Annotated in this window: 18 protein-coding genes and 1 tRNA gene; 14 read left to right on the top strand and 5 right to left on the bottom strand. The window is 68.8% G+C overall.

Annotated features, from left to right (window positions below; genetic code table 11):
• Positions 1–54 precede the first annotated feature (54 nt).
• The gene (locus OHB44_RS24595) at positions 55–2,286 is read left to right on the top strand and encodes a rhamnogalacturonan lyase family protein (RefSeq protein WP_330438412.1); all 2,232 of its coding nucleotides are present in this window, start codon (positions 55–57) and stop codon (positions 2,284–2,286) included.
• Between the two features lie 200 nt (positions 2,287–2,486).
• Here OHB44_RS24595 and OHB44_RS24590 read toward each other — a convergent pair whose 3' ends face one another.
• Together OHB44_RS24590 and OHB44_RS24585 are read right to left on the bottom strand one after the other, a co-directional pair.
• Complete coding sequence (locus tag OHB44_RS24590) at positions 2,487–3,497, bottom strand: LLM class flavin-dependent oxidoreductase (protein ID WP_238686051.1); 1,011 nt, start codon at positions 3,495–3,497, stop codon at positions 2,487–2,489.
• Positions 3,498–3,569: 72 nt separating this feature from the next.
• Positions 3,570–4,049 carry an Lrp/AsnC family transcriptional regulator gene (locus tag OHB44_RS24585; RefSeq protein ID WP_330438411.1) on the bottom strand — a complete coding sequence of 160 codons (480 nt, stop codon included), beginning with the start codon at positions 4,047–4,049 and terminating at the stop codon, positions 3,570–3,572.
• Positions 4,050–4,132: 83 nt separating this feature from the next.
• Between OHB44_RS24585 and OHB44_RS24580 the strand changes: the two genes are divergently transcribed.
• Positions 4,133–5,311, top strand: a complete 1,179-nt coding sequence (locus OHB44_RS24580) for a trans-sulfuration enzyme family protein (protein WP_330438410.1) — start codon at positions 4,133–4,135, stop codon at positions 5,309–5,311.
• A 3-nt stretch (positions 5,312–5,314) separates the two neighbouring features.
• Here the strand turns inward: OHB44_RS24580 and OHB44_RS24575 are convergent, their stop codons facing one another.
• A complete protein-coding gene (locus tag OHB44_RS24575; RefSeq protein ID WP_330438409.1) occupies positions 5,315–5,959 on the bottom strand; it encodes an epimerase in 645 nt (214 codons plus the stop codon).
• Between the two features lie 129 nt (positions 5,960–6,088).
• Here OHB44_RS24575 and OHB44_RS24570 point away from each other — a divergent pair, with 129 nt between their 5' ends.
• Entirely contained in the window at positions 6,089–6,940 is an 852-nt protein-coding gene (locus OHB44_RS24570; protein ID WP_330438408.1) for an alpha/beta fold hydrolase, read from the top strand.
• A gap of 8 nt (positions 6,941–6,948) precedes the next feature.
• Here the strand turns inward: OHB44_RS24570 and OHB44_RS24565 are convergent, their stop codons facing one another.
• Positions 6,949–7,431, bottom strand: a complete 483-nt coding sequence (locus tag OHB44_RS24565) for a hypothetical protein (RefSeq protein ID WP_330438407.1) — start codon at positions 7,429–7,431, stop codon at positions 6,949–6,951.
• 299 nt (positions 7,432–7,730) lie between these two features.
• Positions 7,731–7,807, bottom strand: a tRNA-Leu gene (locus OHB44_RS24560).
• 105 nt (positions 7,808–7,912) lie between these two features.
• Here OHB44_RS24560 and OHB44_RS24555 point away from each other — a divergent pair.
• The 11 genes from OHB44_RS24555 (at position 7,913) to polA (ending at position 20,364) form a co-directional block, all read left to right on the top strand.
• Positions 7,913–8,533 carry an ANTAR domain-containing response regulator gene (locus OHB44_RS24555; RefSeq protein WP_112582684.1) on the top strand — a complete coding sequence of 207 codons (621 nt, stop codon included), beginning with the start codon at positions 7,913–7,915 and terminating at the stop codon, positions 8,531–8,533.
• Positions 8,534–8,546: 13 nt separating this feature from the next.
• Positions 8,547–9,716 carry a hypothetical protein gene (locus OHB44_RS24550; RefSeq protein WP_330438406.1) on the top strand — a complete coding sequence of 390 codons (1,170 nt, stop codon included), beginning with the start codon at positions 8,547–8,549 and terminating at the stop codon, positions 9,714–9,716.
• A gap of 257 nt (positions 9,717–9,973) precedes the next feature.
• The gene (locus OHB44_RS24545; RefSeq protein ID WP_238686058.1) at positions 9,974–11,134 is read left to right on the top strand and encodes a branched-chain amino acid ABC transporter substrate-binding protein; all 1,161 of its coding nucleotides are present in this window, start codon (positions 9,974–9,976) and stop codon (positions 11,132–11,134) included.
• 109 nt (positions 11,135–11,243) lie between these two features.
• Complete coding sequence (locus OHB44_RS24540) at positions 11,244–12,194, top strand: branched-chain amino acid ABC transporter permease (RefSeq protein WP_124815745.1); 951 nt, start codon at positions 11,244–11,246, stop codon at positions 12,192–12,194.
• Positions 12,191–13,300, top strand: a complete 1,110-nt coding sequence (locus tag OHB44_RS24535) for a branched-chain amino acid ABC transporter permease (protein WP_091407909.1) — start codon at positions 12,191–12,193, stop codon at positions 13,298–13,300. The genes OHB44_RS24540 and OHB44_RS24535 overlap by 4 nt, the downstream gene beginning before the upstream one ends.
• Positions 13,301–13,346: 46 nt before the next feature.
• The gene (locus OHB44_RS24530; RefSeq protein WP_238686069.1) at positions 13,347–14,138 is read left to right on the top strand and encodes an ABC transporter ATP-binding protein; all 792 of its coding nucleotides are present in this window, start codon (positions 13,347–13,349) and stop codon (positions 14,136–14,138) included.
• Positions 14,128–14,838, top strand: coding sequence for an ABC transporter ATP-binding protein (locus OHB44_RS24525; RefSeq protein WP_238686059.1), 711 nt, complete (start codon positions 14,128–14,130; stop codon positions 14,836–14,838). The genes OHB44_RS24530 and OHB44_RS24525 overlap by 11 nt, the downstream gene beginning before the upstream one ends.
• A gap of 37 nt (positions 14,839–14,875) precedes the next feature.
• The gene (locus tag OHB44_RS24520; protein WP_266304927.1) at positions 14,876–15,787 is read left to right on the top strand and encodes an ABC transporter substrate-binding protein; all 912 of its coding nucleotides are present in this window, start codon (positions 14,876–14,878) and stop codon (positions 15,785–15,787) included.
• 3 nt (positions 15,788–15,790) lie between these two features.
• Complete coding sequence (locus tag OHB44_RS24515) at positions 15,791–16,768, top strand: amino acid ABC transporter permease (protein WP_112582677.1); 978 nt, start codon at positions 15,791–15,793, stop codon at positions 16,766–16,768.
• Positions 16,768–17,574: an amino acid ABC transporter ATP-binding protein gene (locus OHB44_RS24510; protein ID WP_308193719.1), complete on the top strand. Its 807-nt coding sequence runs from the start codon at positions 16,768–16,770 to the stop codon at positions 17,572–17,574. The genes OHB44_RS24515 and OHB44_RS24510 overlap by 1 nt, the downstream gene beginning before the upstream one ends.
• A gap of 90 nt (positions 17,575–17,664) precedes the next feature.
• A complete protein-coding gene (polA, locus tag OHB44_RS24505; protein ID WP_238686061.1) occupies positions 17,665–20,364 on the top strand; it encodes a DNA polymerase I in 2,700 nt (899 codons plus the stop codon).
• Positions 20,365–20,371 lie beyond the last annotated feature (7 nt).

Genomic DNA, 20,371 nt, shown 5'->3' with positions numbered 1-20,371 from the left:
CCGGGCAGGGCCGGTGGGTCGTGGCGATCATCACCGGATCCCCGGAGGCAGTGCATGCACCCGTCCAGACATCGGCTGATCCTGCTCGCCGCCACGACGGCGGCCACCGTCGTGGCCGGCACCCTCGGCGCGGTCGTCGCCTCGGCCGCCGCCGTCGGCTGCCGGGTCGACTATCAGATCACCAACCAGTGGCAGGGCGGCTTCGGCGCCAACGTCACAGTCACCAACCTCGGCGACCCGGTCACCGGGTGGGCCGTCACCTGGTCGTACGCCGCGGGCCAGCAGGTCACCCAGGCGTGGAACGCCGCCGTCACCCAGTCCGGCGCCCAGGTGACAGCGCGCAACGTCGACCACAACACCGCCATCGCCACGAACGGCAGCGCCTCGTTCGGCTTCAACGGTTCGTGGACCGGCAGCAACCCGGTGCCAGGCGGCTTCATGCTCAACGGCACCACCTGCACCGGAGCGCCACCCACCGACGAGCCGACCACCCCGCCACCCACCACCCCACCTCCGACCACGCCACCGCCGTCGGCCGGGGTGGTGCAGATGGAGAAGCTGGACCGGGGGCTGATCAGCGTCCGCTCCGGCAGCGGCAACCTGGTCTCCTGGCGGCTGCTCGGCACCGAGACCTCCGGGGTGGCGTTCAACCTCTACCGGGGATCCACAAAGGTCAACGCCAGCCCGATCGCCGGCGCCACCAACTACCTCGACAACGGCGCGGCGGCCGGCTCGGCGTACACGGTGCGGGCCGTGGTGGGCGGCACCGAGCAGGCGGCGTCGGCGCCGGCGTTGCAGTTCGGCGCGGGCTACCTGGACGTGCCGTTGCAGGTCCCGGCCGGGGGCAGCACCCCCAGCGGCGAGAGCTACTCGTACAGCGCCAGCGACGCCTCCGTCGGTGACCTCAACGGTGACGGCACCTACGAGATCGTGCTCAAGTGGGAACCGTCGAACGCCAAGGACAACTCCCAGTCCGGCTACACCGGCAACGTCTACGTCGACGCGTACACAATCACCGGCACCCGGTTGTGGCGGGTCGACCTGGGCCGCAACATCCGGGCCGGCGCCCACTACACCCAGTTCCAGGTGTACGACTACGACGGCGACGGCCGCGCCGAGGTGGCAATGAAGACCGCCGACGGCACCCGCTCCGGCACCGGTCAGCTCATCGGTTCGTCGTCGGCGGACCACCGCAACTCCAGCGGTTACGTGCTGTCCGGCCCGGAGTACCTGACCATGTTCAACGGGCAGACCGGCGCGATCGCCTCCACCGTCACCTACGACCCGCCGCGCGGCACCGTGTCGTCCTGGGGCGACTCGTACGGCAACCGGGTGGACCGTTTCCTCGCCGGCACCGCGTACCTGGACGGGCAGCGCCCCTCGCTGATCATGGCCCGGGGTTACTACACCCGCGCGGTGATCGCCGCCTGGGACTTCCGCAACGGCACGCTGACCAAGCGCTGGACGTTCGACTCGAACTCCTCCGGCAACGGCGCCGCCGCCGGCCAGGGCAACCACCAGCTCTCCGTGGCCGACGTCGACGCCGACGGTCGCCAGGAGATCGTGTACGGGGCCGCGACCATCGACGACAACGGCCGGCTGCTCCACTCGACCGGCAACGGCCACGGCGACGCCCTGCACGTGGGGGACCTGGACCCGGGCCGCGCCGGCCTGGAGGTGTTCAAGGTCGACGAGGACGCCAGCAAGCCCAGCTCCTACTTCGCCGACGCCCGTACCGGTCAGGTCCTCTGGTCCACGCCGGCGTCCGGCGACAACGGCCGGGGCGTCTCCGCGGACATCTGGGCGGGCAGCCCCGGCGCGGAGTCGTGGTCGTCAGCGGTCGCCGGACTGGCAAACACCAGAGGGCAGAACGTCGGCCGCAAGCCGTCCTCGGCCAACTTCCTCGCCTGGTGGGACGGCGACCCGGTGCGAGAACTGCTCGACGGCACGAAGATCGACAAGTACGGCACCGGCGGCGAGACCCGGCTGCTCGACGGCAGTCAGGTGGCGTCCAACAACGGCACCAAGTCCACTCCGGCGCTCTCCGGCGACATCCTGGGCGACTGGCGCGAGGAGGTGATCTGGCGGACCACCGACAGCCGGGCGCTGCGCATCTACAGCACACCCACGCCGACCAGCACCCGGATCTACACCCTGATGCACGACCCGCAGTATCGGGTGGCCATCGCGTGGCAGAACACCGCCTACAACCAACCGCCGCACCCGGGGTTCTTCATCGGCAACGGAATGGGCACCCCACCCACGCCAGACATCTATCTACGTTGATGCAACCCCTAGCGGTCCCGAGTGGGGTCGCCTAGGGTGGCAGGCACCGGGCCGCAGCCGCGGAATCCGCTCAGCTCCGGCCCGGTGCGCCACACCGCGGCATTCCCAACCCGTCCCGACCGGGAATGCCGTACCACCACCGGCACCAACATTAGGCACCGTCCGGGTCGGCAGGGTGACGCTGACGTGAAGATCGTGTTTCACGCGTTCTGGCGTAGACCGCCCGCCACCTGCTCGGCGATCAATTCGTACGACCGCACCCGGTCCTGCACGTCGTACACCAGCGTGGTCAGCATCAGCTCGTCCGCGCCGGTGCGCTCCACCAGCTCGGTGAGCTGCCGCCGCACCGTCTCCGGCGAGCCCATCGCCTGCCCGTCACGGCGCGCCACGACGAACTCCCGCTCGACCTCCGAGTACGGGTAGGCCGCCGCCTCGTCGGGCGTCGACAGCGGCTCCGGCCGCCCGGAGCGCAACTTCAGGAACGACAGGGCGCTCGGCCCGGCCAACCATTCGGCCCGCTCGTCGGTCTCCGCGCACACCGCGTTGACCGCCACCATCGCGTACGGCTTGTCCAGCCACTGCGACGGCCGGAAGTTCTGCCGGTACAGCGCCAACGCCGGCAGGGTGTTCTGCGAGCTGAAGTGGTGCGCGAACGAGAACGGCAGACCGAGCAGACCGGCGAGCTGGGCGCTGAAACCGCTGGAGCCCAACAGCCACACGGCCGGCTGCTCACCGCGACCCGGCGTGGCGATGATCTGCCCCGGCTTCTCCCCGCTGAAGTAGTTCATCAGGTCTGTCAGCTCGCGCGGGAAACCCTCCGCCGACAGGCCCTCCATGGTGCGCCGCAACGCCAGCGCCGTCACCTGGTCGGTGCCCGGCGCCCGCCCGATGCCCAGGTCGATCCGACCCGGGTGCAACGCCTCCAGGGTGCCGAACTGCTCGGCCACCACCAGCGGCGCGTGGTTGGGCAGCATCACCCCGCCCGACCCCAGCCGGATCGTCGAGGTGTTAGCCGCCAGGTGCGCCAGCAGCACCGCGGGGGCGGAACTGGCGATCGCCGGCATGTTGTGGTGCTCGGCCACCCAGAACCGGTGGTAGCCCAACTCCTCAGTGCGACGGGCCAACTCGGTGGTGGCCTGCAACGCCTGGCCAGCGGTGGTGCCCTTGGCGACCGGGGCAAGATCAAGAACAGACAACGGTACGGTGATCACACGGTCAGCCAACCCGTCACCGACCGGCTTTGTTCCGGGATACGGGTTTTCGTCGGCCACCTCACCCGCCGCTCAGCCCATCCCACGCGCCTGCTCGAAGATCAAACTGGTCTGGGTGTGCTGCACCACCGGGTCCACCGCCAGATGGTCCAGCACGAAGTCCCGCAACGCGTCGCCGGACGCCGCCCGCACATGCAGCACGTAGTCCTCCGCGCCCGCCACGTGGAACACCGACACCACCCCCGGCAGCCGCACCGACCGAGCCCGGAACGCGTCCACCGCCGCCCGCTCGTGCGCTGTCAACCGCACCGACACCAACGCCTGCAACGGCAGACCGAGCGCCGCCGGATCCACCTCGGCGTGAAAACCACGGATCGCACCACCCTCACGCAGCGCCCGCGTACGCGTCAGGCACGTCGACGGCGCCACACCCACCCGCTCGGCGAGGGCGTTGTTCGGCAGCCGGCCGTCCGCCGCCAGCTCGGTCAGGATCGCGCGGTCCACCTCATCCAGGGCCGAATACGGCCGCAGATCATTCGGCTCACTGGGCATCGCGCCATCCTCGCCCGAACCCGCGACGGACACCAACCCGATTAACAGAATCATCTGCCGAACCGTTGCCCACCAGCCACCAAATGTTCGACGCTACCGCCATGACAACGATGGACACCCGGGCCGTCCACGCCGGCCGCGACGACCTGCGCACCCTCGGCGTGCACGTACCACCCATCGACCTGTCCACCACCAACCCGCTGCCCTCCGTCGACGACGGCGGCGCCGCGTACGAGCAACTCGCCACCGGCGGCACCCTCCCCACCGACGGCGGCGCCGTCTACCAACGGCTCTGGAACCCCACAGTCGCCCGCTTCGAAACCGCCCTCGCCGAACTGGAAGGCACCGCCCAAGCCGTCGCCTTCGCCAGCGGAATGGCAGCCCTCACCGCCACCCTGCTCGCCGCCGCCCGCGACGACCGCCGGCACGTCGTCGCCGTCCGACCCCTCTACGGCGGCACCGACCACATCCTCGCCACCGGCCTGCTCGGCACCACAGTCACCTGGACGCGCCCCGACGAGGTCGCCGCCGCCATCCGCCCCGACACCGCACTGATCATCGTCGAGACACCCGCCAACCCCACACTCGACCTGGTCGACATCGCCGCCCTCGCCGCCGCGGCCGGCGACACCCCACTGCTGGTCGACAACACCGTCGCCACCCCCGTACTGCAACAACCCGCCCGCCACGGCGCCACCCTCGTCCTGCACAGCGCCACCAAGAGCATCGGCGGACACGGCGACGTCCTCGCCGGCGTCGTCGCCTGCGACGACACCTGGGCCGCACGGCTACGCCAGGTCCGCGCGGTCACCGGCGCGATCCTGCACCCCCTCGGCGGCTACCTCCTGCACCGCGGCCTGCAAACCCTGCCGCTGCGGGTCCGCGCCCAACAGGCCACCGCCGAGAAACTCGCCGGCTGGCTCGCCGACCACCCCGCCGTACACCGGGTGCACCACCCCTCGGTGCACGACCCGGCGGCGCTGGTCGGACGGCAGATGTCCGGACCCGGCAGCCTGCTCGCCTTCGAGGTACACGGCGGCGCGCCCGCCGCGGCCACCGTCGCCGACGCCTGCCGCCTCATCACCCACGCGGTGTCCCTCGGCGGCGTCGACACCCTCATCCAGCACCCCGCCTCACTCACCCACCGGCCGGTCCAGGGCGACGCCAAACCCGCCGCCGCCCTCCTGCGCCTCTCGGTCGGCCTCGAAGACCCCGAAGACCTCCGCGCCGACCTCGCCCACGCCCTCGACACGATCGCCTGACCCTCAGCGCAACTCGCGGTTGCCCAACACCCGCACCGGCGAACCCTGCCGAGCCACCCGCAGCATCGCCCGACCGATCCCGTCGGTAGTGGTGACCTGATTCGGCAGCAACCGACTCAGCACCGGAAACAGCGGACGGGTGACCGCGTACCCCAACCGGTACCACCGCGTCTTCGACACCGCCCCGTACGTCGGCTGGATGAACCCCGGCCGCGCCGCGTAACCGTTGGGCAGCAGATCCATGATCGCGTTCTCGGCACGCCCCTTGACCCGCGCCCACATCACCCGACCCCGACCCGACGAATCGGTCCCCTGCCCCGAGACGTAGACGAAGGTGACCTGCGGGCTCACCTGCGCGAACAACCGCGCCGCCGCCATCGGGTAGTCGTAGCTGACCCGCGTGTACGCGGCCTCGTCCAGACCCAACGAGGACACCCCCAGGCAGTAGAAACACGCGTCCACACCGGTCAACTCGGCCCGCACCGCGCCCAACTCGCCCACGTCCGCGACCGCCAGCTCCCGCAGCTTCGGATCCCGCACACCAGTCGGCCGCCGACCGACAGTCAGCACCTCCCGCACGTCATCGGCCAGCAGGCACTCGCGCAACACGCCCTGACCGACCATCCCGGTCGCACCGAAGACAACCACCGCATCAGATCGCACCCCTGTCGTCGACCTCGCCACTCACGTCCTCGCAGGCTCCCACGATCGGCATGACCGGCGACGGCTGGGGAAAGCCCCGCCGACCGAATCCACCACACCGGCAGGGGGACGAACGTGCCGTTCATCACCGTGGGTACCGAGAACAGCACCGCCATCGACATCTACTACGAGGACCACGGCTCCGGCCAGCCGGTCGTGCTCATCCACGGCTTCCCGTTCAACGGCGCCACCATGGAGAAGCTGACCAACCCACTGCTGAACGCCGGCTACCGGGTGATCACCTACGATCGCCGTGGCTTCGGCGCCTCCAGCCAACCGGACACCGGGTACGACTACGACACCTTGGCCGCGGACCTCGACACCCTCATGACGGAGTTGGACCTGCGCGACACCATCCTCGCCGGTCACTCCATGGGCACCGGTGAGGTGACCCGCTACCTCAGCAGGTATGGCTCCGAGCGGGTCAGCAAAGGCGTACTGCTCAGCCCACTGGCGCCGTTCCTGCGCAAGACCTCGGACAACCCCGAGGGGGTCGACGGAAGCGTCTTCGACGGCTTCAAACAGGCCGTCGCGGCAGACCGGTTCGCCTACCTCGCCGCCTTCTGCACCAGCTTCTTCAACTACGACAAGACCAAGGGCAAACAGGTCAGCGAGGAAGCGTTCCAGGCGCACTGGGCCATCGGGCGGCTCGCCTCCGCCAGTGCCATGTACCAGTGCATCGACGCCATCGCCACCGACTTCCGGGCCGACGTGCCCCGCGTCGACGTGCCGATTCTCATCGTCCAGGGCGACCAAGACGCGGTGCTGCCCTACCCGGTCACCGGCCAGCGGCTCGCACCGATGCTGCCCAACGGCAAGCTCATCACCCTCAAGGGCGCCCCGCACGGCATCCCGTGGACGCACGCCGACGAGGTCAACAAGGCGATCATGGACTTCATCGGCGCGCCAGCCATGGCCCGCGCCTGAGCGCCAGGTCAGGATTTGGGGCCGACGTGCCGGTCCAGTGTGGCGACGGCGTCGCGTCGCGCCACCGACAGCGAGTTGCGTCGGTTCATCCGCCAGGCGACGCCGAGCAGGTCGAGGCTCCACTGGCAGAGCCGCATGATGTCGGCCGACTCATTGACGAACATGTAGCGCGGGTAGACATACGCCTTGCCGCGCACCGTCACCCGGTTGGCGAACCGGCAGCCGTCGGAGTGGAACAGTCCACGCAGGAAGTCGCCCGGGTGTGCCGTCACGAGTTCGCGTTGCCAGTCGGCCAAGATGATCGGGCGTTCGTGTTTTTTGCCAGGGCCATGCTGAGGGAGCAGGCAGGGCCAGTGCTTGCCGGAACTCTGCACGCTGACGCAGCCGACCTGCTGGACGCGCTGCACCCTCGCGGCGAGCACTGCTCGCATAGCGGCGTCACAGGCCTCGATCAGGCCTGGCCAGCTGTCGCTGCAGGCGATGCGAAGCACCGGGACCCGGGTGGACGTGACGAGATGACCGTCGCCCAGGTAGAGGCCAAGTAGGTACAGGTATGACGACGGATCTGTCTGAATGTTGACGTTGGGTCGGCAGCGGAAGCAGCGGGACTCGGTGCCTTGCTGTTGTGGCTCAGCCGGCCCCCTGCACCAGCCGCGAACGGTTGGATAGGGAAGTCTCAGTCCTCGGGCGACCTCAGCGACCGTGCTGCCGGCGAGGTGCTGACGCCGTGCTCGTAGGCGCAGTTCAGGTGGGTGCACAGCACGATTTTGGAACAGCCGTACGACAATTTTGGTGCCCCCGGTGGGATTCGAACCCACACTGTCGGAGGTTTGAGCTCCGCTTCTCTGCCGGTTGGAATACGGGGACGCTTGGCCGAATGCTCTGGTGGCCTCCCATAGGTTACCTACTACGCTGAGGGCGGCGACACCCGGTCGGGTTGGTGTCGGCTTATGACTGGTGGGGGTAGGGCTGGTGGCTGAGATGCCGACGGATGCCGAGCGTAGGCGCGTACTGATCGCCGAGGACGAGGCGCTGATCCGGCTGGACCTCGCCGAGATGCTGGTCGAAGAGGGTTACGAGGTGGTGGGGGAGGCCGGCGACGGCGAGACAGCCGTACGCCTCGCCGAGGAGCTGAAGCCCGACCTCGTCATCCTCGACATCAAGATGCCGATCATGGATGGGTTGGCCGCCGCCGAGCGCATCGCCGGTGCCCGGATCGCCCCGGTGATCATTCTGACCGCGTTCAGCCAGCGTGATCTGGTGGAGCGGGCGCGGGCGGCCGGCGCGATGGCGTACCTGGTGAAGCCTTTCCAGAAGAGCGACCTGGTCCCGGCGGTGGAGATCGCGCTGTCGCGGTACTCGGAGGTCGCGGCCCTGGAGGCGGAGGTCGCGAGCCTGACGGACCGTCTGGAGATCCGTAAGTCGGTGGAGCGCGCCAAGGGCGCGCTGATGACCACGTACGGGATGACCGAGCCGCAGGCGTTCAAGTGGATCCAGCGCACGGCGATGGACCACCGGATGACAATGAAAGAGGTTGCCGAGCGGATCCTCGCGGAGACCGCCGGCGGCGAGGTGACTCTGCCGGCACCCTGATCGGCATCGACCCGTGTCGAGGCGGATGGGGGCAGTGCTCGGCGTTCTCGCCGTGCTGGTGGCCGCCTGTGAGTCCTCGGCCTGTTCCGACTGTGCGGGGCCGCTACCGGTCCGGCCTGCCTGGCAGTCGGTGGTTCTGCCGGACACGCCGGGTGTGCCGGGTCGATCGGTGCTGCGTGACGCCACCGCCTGTGCCGACCGGTGGTACGTGGTCGGCGGCGTGGTCGATCTGGCCGGGGAGACCCGCCCGGCCGCTTGGAGCAGCCCGGACGCCAGTTCCTGGGTGCCGCTGCCGACGGCGCCGGTGACGTTCTACGGCCGGCAGCATGTGCTCTCCGCGGCGGCCTGCCGGGATGGGCGCCTGGTGGCGGTCGGGGCGAAGAGTGGGGGCGCGCACGGCAATCCCCGTACTGGCACCTGGAGGCAGGCGTCGGACGGCACGCTGCACGAGGTGGACGCGCCTTTCGAGCGGTACGGCGGGCCGCGCGCTGTCAATGTGGCCCGGCTGGCGGCGGGGCCGCAGGGCTGGTTGATCGCGGGTAGTCGGATCGACGGTGCGGCGGTGTGGATCTCCCCGGACGGGGCCGGGTTCGCGCTGGTGGAGGGCGCACCAGAGTTGGCCGGTGATGAGCGGGGGCGGACGGCGGCGTACGACGTGGTCGCCGTGCCGTCGGGTTGGTTGGTGGTGGGTGCGCTGCTGCCGCCTGGGGGTACCGCGCTGACGCCGCTGGCCTGGTCCTCGACTGACGGCCGGAGCTGGCGGCGGGCTGCCCTGCCGGTGGTGGACGGGCGGGGGCAGGCGCAACGGGTGGCGGTGCTTGGCGACGTGCCGGTGGCGGTGGGGCCGGTGCGGGCTGGGTTCGGCAGTTGGCGGCTGACCGCGCAGGGCTGGCGGCGGGCGGGCGGATTCGGGGCGGCCGGACCGGGTGTGGCGTCGGCGGCCGGGCTGGTGGCCGTCGGGCAGAGGTTGGTGGCGGTGACGAGGGGCGGGGACCGTCACGCACTGTGGCTCTCGGTCGATGTGGGCGAGTCATGGCGGCCGATGATCTTGCCGCAGCCGGTGCCGGACAGCGGAGACACTGCGGTCGCGGTGACCTCGACGGGAGATCGACTGTTGCTGGTGGCGGACGATGGGAAAACGTCGCGTGCCTGGTGGGCGGGGGTTTCAGACCTCGATCGGTAGCTGACGGAAGCCCGCTGGCCGGTGCCGACGAAACAAAGGTGAAAAGGCTTCACGACCGAAGGTTCTTACAGGGATCGTTTCCAATCCGCCACGGCGTGTAACGGTTCGGTCAACCCGCTCGCTTGGGGCTTACGTCACAGCTCCACGGTGGGATAACGTCCGGCCCCAGACCGGCGACGACGGTCTGGTTCGTCCGCCCCCGCAAGGGCCAATAGCCAGCGGGTGGTTCGGACCATGGGACGAGGAGGGTTCGGGCCTTGAGGCAAAAGCTCGCGCGCGTTATCGGTGGGGTCGCCATGGTGGCGCTCGTCGCCGGCGGAACCGCATGCTCCAGTGGCGACGATGCGGCAGGCGGGGGCGGTGACGCCTGCGGCAGCAAGATCGCATTCTTCGGCGCGCTGACCGGCAGCTCGGCCGCGCTCGGCATCAACGAGAACAACGGTGTCAAGCTCGCCGTCGACAAGTACAACAAGGAAAACGCCGACTGCAAGGTCGAGCTGGCCTCCCTGGACTCGCAGGGCAGCCCCGACCAGGCGCCTGGTCTGGCGCAGAAGGCGATCGACGACACCAAGATCCTTGGCGTCGTCGGCCCGGCCTACTCGGGTGAGTCCGAGGCCGCCGGCCCGCTGTTCAACGAGGCCGGCCTGGTGACCATCACCCCGTCCGCGACCCGGCCGAGCCTGGCCGACCAGAAGTGGAAGACCTTCTTCCGCGCGGTTGGTAACGACTTCAGCCAGGGCCCGGCGGCCGGCAACTACATGAAGAACGTGATGAAGGCCGACAAGGTCTACGTCATCGACGACCAGTCCGCGTACGGCGCCGGCCTGGCCGACGAGGTCAAGAAGCTGCTCGGCCCGGCGGTTGTCGGCTCGGACAAGGTCCAGGGCGAGGGCAAGCAGACCGAGTTCTCCGGCGTGGTCACCAAGGTCAAGGCCGCCAACGTGAAGGCGATCTTCTACGGCGGTTACTACCAGGAGGCCGGCCTGATCCGTAAGCAGCTCACCGCTGCCGGGGTCACCGCGCCGCTGGTCGCCGGCGACGGCGTCAACGACGGTGCGTACATCACCTCCGCTGGTCAGGCGGCGGCTGAGGGCACCATCCTCACCTGCCCGTGCCAGCCGGCCGCTGAGGCCCGTGGCACCTTCGTGCAGGAGTTCAAGGCGCTCAACGGCACCGACCCGGGCACCTACAGCGACACCGCCTACGACGCGGCGAACATCCTGCTGGCCGGTATCAAGGCTGGCAAGACCACCCGTGAGGGCCTGCTGGAGTTCGTGAAGGGCTACAGCGGCGAGGGTGTCGCGGCGAGCTACAAGTTCACCGAGACCGGCGAGCTGGACCCGGCTCAGGTCAAGGTCTGGGCCTTCAAGGTCACCGGCGGCAAGGTTGTCCCGGACCAGGAGATCCCGAAGTCCTGATGTTGGTCGCTGCTTCGGCGATTGAGTTGTGATCGCGGGTGCGGCCGGGAGCTGCTCGCTCCCGGCCGCACCCCAATTTTCTCTCCAGACGTGATGGAGCGTCCCTCCCTTGGACTTCAATGGACTGTTCTCCAACTTCGGGGAACTCACCACGACCGGCCTGACCCAGGGCGCGATCTACGCCCTGGTCGCGCTCGGCTACACGCTGGTCTACGGCGTGCTGAGACTCATCAACTTCGCTCACTCCGAGGTCTTCATCGCCGGCGCGTTCGCGGCGATCTGGACCTGGAACGGCTTTGGACTCGACCAGAACTCGCAGGTCAGCGGAATTGGATCGATCCTGTTCTATCTGCTGGTGGCGATGATCGTCGCCGCCATCGCTTCGGCGGGCACCGCGACGGTGATCGAGCGGGTGGCGTACCGGCCGTTGCGTAAGCGCAACGCTCCGCCGCTGGCCTTCCTGATCACCGCGATCGGTGCCTCGATCGCGATCTCCGAGGCCTTCGGCATCTGGACCCGCCGACTGCCGGAGGGCGCGCCCAGTCTGGTGAGCAGCAAACCGCTGTTCCACCTCTTCGGCGTGCCGATCGACTCGATCCAGCTGCTGACGATTGGCGCGGCGCTGCTGATGATGGTCCTGCTGGACCTCTTCATCAACCGCAGCCGTACCGGCCGGGGCATCCGGGCCGTGGCCCAGGACGCCAACACCGCCGCGCTGATGGGCGTGAACAAGGACCGGATCATCCTGATGGTCTTCATCACCGGTGGTGCGATGGCCGGCGTGGCCGGTCTGCTCTACGACGTGCGGATCCAGACCCTGACCTACAGCGTCGGCTTCCTGCTGGGGCTCAAGGCCTTCACCGCCGCGGTGCTGGGTGGTATCGGCAACCTGCGCGGCGCGCTGATCGGTGGCCTGCTGCTGGGCGTGGTGGAGAACTACGCCGCTGGTCTGTTCGGCAGTCAGTGGAAGGACTTCGCCGCCTTCGCGGTGTTGGTGGTGCTGCTGATGTTCCGGCCGACGGGTCTGCTGGGCGAATCGCTGGGGAGGGCACGAGCATGACGACCGTCCTGGAGAGGGTGCGCTCTGGCCGCGAGGCGGCCGGAGAACGGTGGCGCGGCGCGCCGCGCTGGGTGCGTTGGGCGTTGCTGGTCGCGGTGATCGCGTTCTTCTACGCGCTGCCGAACAGGGAGTTCTACCAGTATCTCGGGCCGATCCCGACGCCTGGTGCGAACTTCACGCAGGTGCTGTTCACCGTCTCGATCTACGTGCTGCTGGCCGTCGGGTTGAACATCGTTGTCGGTTTCGCCGGCCTGCTCGACCTGGGCTACTTCGGCTTCTTCGCCGTCGGGGCGTACACGGTCGCGGTGCTGACCTCGCCGAGCAGCAACCTCAAGACGCTCTGGCCGTGGCTGCTCGTGGTGCCGCTGGCGATCGGGTTGACCATGCTCTCGGGTGTGATGCTCGGTACGCCGACGCTGCGTCTGCGCGGTGACTACCTGGCGATCGTGACGCTCGGCTTCGCCGAGATGATCCGGATCGCCGCGGTCAGCTCGGAGTTCCTCAAGGGCCAGCGGGGTTTCAACCAGATCCCGCACCCGCCCGGCAAGTACGCCGACGGCAAGCCGTTCTTCGGCGTGCTGGACGCCCGGCCGTACTACTGGCTGGTGCTCACGCTGATCATCCTGGTGGTGATCGGTGTGCGGAACCTGACGCACAGTCGGGTCGGTCGGGCCTGGATCTCGATCCGGGAGGACGAGGACGCCGCGCAGCTGATGGGTGTGCCGACGTTCAAGTTCAAGCTCTGGGCGTTCGCCTCGGGTGCCGCGATCGCCGGTCTGGCCGGCGCGCTCTTCGCGGGTAAGCAGAACTTCGTCAACTCGCAGAACTTCGAGCTGCTCAACTCGATCATCATCCTGGCGGCGGTGATCTTCGGTGGTTCGGGCAACATCGTCGGCGCGATCGTCGGTGGTGGCCTGGTGGCGTACATGATCGAGCGGTTCCGCGGCATCGAGCTGTTCGGCGTGGAGCTGTACGAGTACCGGTTCCTGATCTTCGGTCTGGTCCTCGTGGTGATGATGATCTTCCGGCCGGAGGGCCTGATTCCGAACCGACGACGGGCGGCGGAGTTCAAAGACCGTCGCAAGGAGGTGATCGTCGGTGAGTGACACCGATCAGACGCCGGCTGTTCCGGCGCAGGCCGGCGCGCCGGCGATGGAGGCGGTCCCCAACCGGGAGCCGCTGCTGGAGGTCGACAACGTCACGCTGCGCTTCGGCGGCGTGGTCGCGCTCGACAACGTCAACTTCACCCTCTACAAGGGGGAGATCCTCGGGCTGATCGGCCCGAACGGCGCTGGCAAGACCACCTGCTTCAACGCGATGACCGGCATCTACCAGCCCACCAAGGGTGAGATCCGGTTCCGTGGCGGCAAGATCAGTGGGAAGAAGCGCCACCAGATCACCCAGATGGGTATGGCCCGGACGTTCCAGAACATCCGCCTGTTCCCGGAGATGACCGCCCTGGAGAACGTCCAGGTCGGCGCGGACGCGCACCACAAGACCAGCGTGCTCTCCGCTCTGTTCCGGTTGCCTCGGCACCGGCGCGAGGAGCGTGAGGGACGGGAGAAGGCCGAGCGGCTGCTGGAGTTCGTCGGCATCCGGCACCGGCTGCACGAGTTCGCCCGCAACCTCTCCTACGGGGAGCAGCGGCGGTTGGAGATCGCCCGGGCGCTGGCCACCGATCCGGTGCTGCTCTGCCTGGACGAGCCGGCCGCCGGCTTCAACCCGGCGGAGAAGGAGGAGCTGCTCCAGCTCATCCGGCAGGTCCGGGACACCGGCGTGACCGTGCTGCTGATCGAGCACGACATGCGCCTGGTCATGGGCGTCACTGACCGGATCGTCGTGCTGGAGTTCGGAAAGAAGATCGCCGAAGGGCTGCCCGCCGAGGTGCGGGACAACCCGAAGGTGGTCGCGGCGTACCTGGGGGTGCCGGACGATGTTGCTTGAGATCGAGGATGTGAGCCTGCTCTACGGGCGGATCCAGGCGTTGCACGGCATCAGCCTGACCGTGGCCGAGGGTGAGATCGTCGCGCTGATCGGCGCCAACGGCGCCGGGAAGTCGACCACCATGCGGGCGATCTCCGGCATTCGGCCGATCGCCACCGGCAGCATCCGTTTCGAGGGCGAGGACATCTCCAAGCTCCGGGCGGACCTGCGGGTCCGGCGAGGGCTCTGCCAGGCGCCCGAGGGCCGGGGGATCTTCCCCGGCATGTCGGTGCTCGAGAATCTGGACATGGGGGCGTACACCCGGCGTGACCGCGCCGGGATCGCCCAGGACCTGGCCCGGGTGCTCGACCTCTTCCCCAGGCTCGCGGAGCGACGTAAGCAGGCCGGAGGTACCCTTTCCGGCGGCGAGCAGCAGATGCTGGCGGTCGGTAGGGCGTTGATGAGCCGGCCCAAGCTGCTGTTGCTCGACGAGCCCTCGATGGGCTTGGCGCCAATGCTGATCCAACAGATCTTCGACATCATCAAGGAGATCAACGAGCAGGGCACCACAGTCCTGCTGGTGGAGCAGAACGCGCAGCAGGCGCTGGCCCGCGCGCACCGGGCGTACGTGCTCGAGACCGGCAAGATCGTCAAGACCGGAACCGGCGCCGAGCTGCTGCACGACCCGGCGGTCAAAGAGGCATACCTCGGCGTGGCCTGAGCGGCCGTCACACCCCTCACGCAAGGAGTGCAGAGACATGTTCAATACCAACGGTGCCCGCCGGGCGGCGTTCGGTGCCGCCAGTGCGGCGCTGCTCGCCCTCTCGCTGACGGCGTGTGGGGAGAAGGAGAACAGCGGATCGCCCGGTGCCGGTCCGACCGTCACGGCGGCGGCGGACTCGGCGCTGGCCGGGAAGGTGCCCGACGCCATCAAGTCCGACGGTGTGATCAAGGTCGGCACCGACTCGACGTACGCCCCGGCGGAGTTCCTGGACCAGGACGGCAAGACGGTGGTCGGGTTCGACGTCGAGCTGTTCAACGCGGTGGCGCAGAAGCTCGGTCTCAAGGCCGAGTACGAGTCGGCGCCCTTCGACGCGATCCTGCCCGGTGTCGACTCCGCCAAGTACGAGATCGGCGTGTCGTCGTTCACGATCAACGCCGAGCGGCTCAAGAGCGTCAACATGGTGAGCTACTTCTCCGCCGGTACCCAGTGGGTGACCAAGGCCGGTAACGCGGCCAAGATCGACACCGAGAACGCCTGCGGCAAGAAGATCGCCGTGCAGACCGGCACCGTGCAGCTCGACGACATCACCGCCCGGTCGAAGAAGTGCACCACCGGCGGCAAGCCGGCGATCACCATCGACCAGTACCAGGCGCAGAGCGACGCCACTGCCGCCGTGTTCAGCGGCAAGAACGACGCCATGCTGGCCGACTCGCCGGTCGGGGCGTACGCGGTGAAGCAGAGCAACGGCTCGCTGGAGCTGGTCGGCGAGATCTACGAGTCCGCCCCGTACGGCTACGCCGTCAAGAAGGACCAGACCGCCTTCGCCGAGGTGCTCAAGGAGGCCGTCCAGGCGGTCATCGCTGACGGCTCGTACCAGACCGCGTTGAAGAAGTGGGGCGTCGAGGGCGGCGCCATCACCTCCTCGGCGCTGAACCCCGCCAGCTGACGCATGTCGTCGGAAACGGACACAACCGAACGGGCACGGCCGGAACCCATCCAGGCCGTGCCCGTCCGGCATCCCGGGCGTTGGGTAGCGGTCGCCGTGATCGGGGTGCTGGTGGCCATGTTCGTCCACCTGCTGGTGACGAACAAGGCGTTCAACTGGGCGTTCATGGTCGACGAGATGTTCCGGCCGCCGATCATGGAGGGTCTGCGCGGCACGCTCGCGCTGACAGTGCTCGCGATGGTGATCGGCGTCAGTCTCGGCGTTGTCGTCGCCATCATGCGGTTGTCGGAGAACCCGATCTTGCGGGGCGTCTCCTGGGCGTACACCTGGTTCTTCCGAGCGGTGCCCCGGCTGGTGCTGGCGATCCTCTTCGGCAACCTCGGCATCCTCTGGGCCCGGATCGAGTTCGGGCTCCCGTTCGATCGGCAGATCGGCGCGCTCTTCGGCGTCGACGACTTCGAGGCACGTCTGTTCGGTTTCTCCGCGCTGGAGATCCTCACGGGATTCGTCGCCGGCATGCTGGCGCTCGGGCTCTCCGAGGCGGCGTACATGGCCGAGATCGTTCGGGCCGGGATCCAGTCGGTGGACGAGGGGCAGACGGAGGCGGCACAGGCGCTGGGCCTGAGCCGTACCCAGATCCTGCGCCGCATCGTGCTGCCGCAGGCGATGCGGGTGATCATCCCGCCGACCGGCAACGAGACCATCGCGATGCTCAAGGACACCTCGCTGGTGGCCTTCGTACCGGTCTCCACCGAGCTGTTCTTCCAGCTCAAGGCCGTGGGTAACCGGACCTTCCAGGTCTTCCCGATGTACGTGGCGGCCTGCCTGTGGTACTTGCTGCTGACCAGCGTGCTGCTCGTCGGGCAGTACTACCTGGAGCGGCACTTCTCCAAGGGGTTCGGCAAGAGCGCCCAAGCGAAGATCAGACTGCGCGGGATCACCGCGGAGGCCGGCGGTAGCGCGAGCGAGGCGGGTCGGTGATGAAGCAGGTGACGACACCGGCGGATGCCGCGGGAACGGCCGGCGACGGCGTGATGGTCCGCGCTGAGCAGGTGCACAAGTCGTTCGGGTCGGTGGAGGTGCTCAAGGGCATCGACCTGGAGGTCCGCAGCGGCGAGGTCTGCTGTCTGCTCGGGCCCTCCGGCTCGGGCAAGTCGACGTTCCTGCGCTGCATCAACCATCTGGAGAAGATCAACGCCGGCCGGATCCGGGTGGACGGCGACCTGATCGGCTACCGGGAGCGCGGCGGCAAGCTGCACGAGATGCGGGAGAAGGAGATCGCCACCCAGCGCCGCTCGATCGGCATGGTGTTCCAGCGGTTCAACCTTTTTCCGCACATGACCGCCCTGCAGAACGTCGCCGAGGCGCCGGTGCTGTCGGGCCGGGAGCGCAAGGCCGCCGCCCGGGACCGGGCCGCCGCGCTGCTCCAGCGGGTCGGGCTCGGCGACAAGCTGGGCAACTACCCTGCGCAGCTCTCCGGCGGGCAGCAGCAGCGGGTGGCCATCGCCAGGGCGTTGGCGATGCAGCCGAAGCTGATGCTCTTCGACGAGCCCACCAGCGCGCTGGACCCGGAGCTGGTCGGCGAGGTGCTCGACGTGATGAAGGACCTGGCCCGCGACGGCATGACGATGATCGTGGTGACCCATGAGATCGGCTTCGCCCGGGAGGTCGGCGACTCGCTGGTCTTCATGGACGACGGCGTGGTGGTGGAGTCCGGCGCGCCGCGCGAGGTGATCGCCAACCCCCAGCACGACCGGACGAAGGCGTTCCTGGCCAAGGTGCTCTGAGCCGGTGCCCGGCGTGGCCGTCCCGAACGGCCGCGCCGGGCGTCGTGCCGGTGTCCCGTCCTGTCGTAGCGGCGGGCTAGAGTCGCTGCCGTGACAGCTACGACACCGCGCCTGCTCCTCGTTGACGGACATTCCATGGCATACCGGGCGTTCTTCGCCCTGCCCGTGGAAAACTTCTCCACCACGACGGGGCAGCCGACCAACGCGGTGTACGGCTTCACCTCCATGCTGATCAACGTGCTGCGCGACGAGCAGCCCACCCACATCGTCGTGGCCTTCGACGTCTCCCGCCACTCCTTCCGCACCGACAAGTACGCGGAGTACAAGGCCGGCCGCAGTGAGACCCCGACCGACTTCAAGGGCCAGGTCAGCCTGGTCAAGGAGGTCCTGGCCGCGCTGCAGATCCCGGTGGTGGAGAAAGAGGGCTTCGAGGCCGACGACGTCATCGCCACGCTCGCCTGCCAGGCCCGCGACCAGGGCATGTCGGTGCTGATCAGCAGCGGTGACCGCGACGCGTTCCAGCTGGTCGACGATCAGATCACCGTCCTCTACCCGCGTAAGGGCGTCTCCGACCTGGCCCGGATGGACCCGGCGGCGATCGAGGCGAAGTACGGTGTGCCGCCACAGCAGTACCGGGACCTCGCCGCGCTGGTCGGCGAGACCAGTGACAACCTGCCCGGCATCCCGGGCGTCGGCCCGAAGACCGCGGCCAAGTGGATCACCACGTACGGCGGGGTTGACGGCGTGATCGCCCGGGCCGACGAGATCAAGGGCAAGGCCGGCGACAGCCTGCGGGAGCGGCTCGCCGACGTGATCCGCAACTACGAGATCAACTGCCTCGTCTCCGACCTGGAGCTGCCGCTGCGCCCGGAGGACAGCCGCTGGACAGGTTGGGACCGGGAGGCGGTGCACCAGGTCTTCGACACCCTGGAGTTCCGGATCCTGCGCGACCGTCTCTACCAGTACCTGGAGGCGGTCGAGCCGGAGGCCGAGTCCGGCTTCGACCTCACCGGCGAGGTGCTCACCCAGCCCGGCGCGCTCGCCGGGTGGCTGACCACACACGTCCCGACCGGCACCCCGGTCGGGTTGGCGGTCAAGCTCGACACCGGCCCCAACCGCCGGCACACCGCCTCGATCACCGGTCTCGCGCTGGCCACCGCCGGCGGCGCGGCGGCCTGGGTCGACCCGGCGCAGCTCGACCCGACCGACGAGGGCGCCCTCGCCGGCTGGTTGGCCGACGAGCAGCGCCCCAAGGTGCTGCACGACAGCAAGCCGGCCGTGCTGGCCTGCGCCGCGCACGGCTGGCAGCTCGCCGGCATCGTCCGGGACACCCAGATCGCCGCGTACCTGGCCCGCCCCGACCAGCGCTCCTACGACCTGACCGACCTGGCGCTGCGCTACCTGCACCGGGAGCTGCGGGTCGACGTCCCGGAGTCCGGCCAGCTCACCCTCGACGGCCTCGGCGACGAAGGGGTGGTCGAGCAGAACCTGATGCTCCAGGCCCGTGCCACCCTCGACCTGGCCGACGCGATCGACGCCGAGTTGTCCCGCGACGGCGAGCAGTCCGCCCGGCTGATGGCCGGCGTGGAGCTGCCGTTGATGCGGGTGCTGGCCACCATGGAGAGCACCGGCATCGCCGCCGACGACGACTACCTCCACGAGCTGGAGGCCCACTTCGCCGGTGAGGTCAAGACCGCGGCACAGAACGCCTACGCCGAGATCGGTCGGGAGTTCAACCTCGGCTCGCCCAAGCAGTTGCAGGAGATCCTCTTCACCGAGCTGGGTCTGCCGAAGACCAAGAAGATCAAGACGGGTTACACCACCGACGCCGACGCCCTGCAGTGGCTCTACGCGCAGCAGCCGCACCCGGTACTGGCCCACCTCCTGCGTCACCGGGACGTGGCCAAGCTCAAGTCGACAGTCGACGGGCTGCTGAAGTCGGTCTCCGACGACGGCCGGATCCACACCACCTTCAACCAGACAGTGGCGGCCACCGGTCGGCTCTCCTCCACCGAGCCCAACCTGCAGAACATCCCGATCCGCACCGAGGAGGGCCGTCGGATCCGGCGGGCCTTCGTGGTGGGGGAGGGCTACGAGTGTCTGCTCACGGCCGACTACAGCCAGATCGAGATGCGCATCATGGCGCACCTCAGCTCGGACGACGCACTGATCGACGCGTTCAACTCCGGCGCCGACTTCCACGCCGCCACCGCCTCGTCGGTCTTCGGGGTGCCGCTCGACGAGGTCACCCCCGACCAACGCCGCAAGATCAAGGCCATGAACTACGGCCTGGCGTACGGTCTGAGCGCCTTCGGCCTCTCCCAACAGCTCAGCATCAGCACCGAAGAGGCGCGCGGGCTGATGGAGAACTACTTCGCCGGCTTCGGCGGGGTGCGCGACTACCTTCAGCAGGTGGTCGCCCGGGCCCGCCAGGACGGCTACACCTCCACCATCCTCGGCCGACGCCGCTACCTGCCCGACCTGGTCAGCGACAACCGGCAGCGCCGTGACATCGCCGAGCGGATGGCGCTCAACGCCCCCATCCAGGGCTCCGCCGCCGACATCATCAAGGTGGCGATGCTGCACGTCGACACCGCGCTGCGCGACGCTGGGCTGCGCTCACGGATGCTGTTGCAGGTGCACGACGAGCTGGTCTTCGAGGTCGCCCCGGGTGAGCGGGAGTCGTTGGAGGCCCTGGTCCGGCGGGAGATGGGCGGGGCGTACCCGCTGTCGGTGCCGCTGGAGGTGTCGGTCGGCCTGGGTCGGGACTGGAACAGCGCCGATCACTGATGTGGCG

It is taken from the genome of Micromonospora sp. NBC_00821, from assembly GCF_036347035.1.
Taxonomy (GTDB): domain Bacteria; phylum Actinomycetota; class Actinomycetes; order Mycobacteriales; family Micromonosporaceae; genus Micromonospora; species Micromonospora hortensis.
Note: the sequence above shows the minus strand (reverse complement) of the source record. Positions and strands in the feature narration are given on the sequence as shown.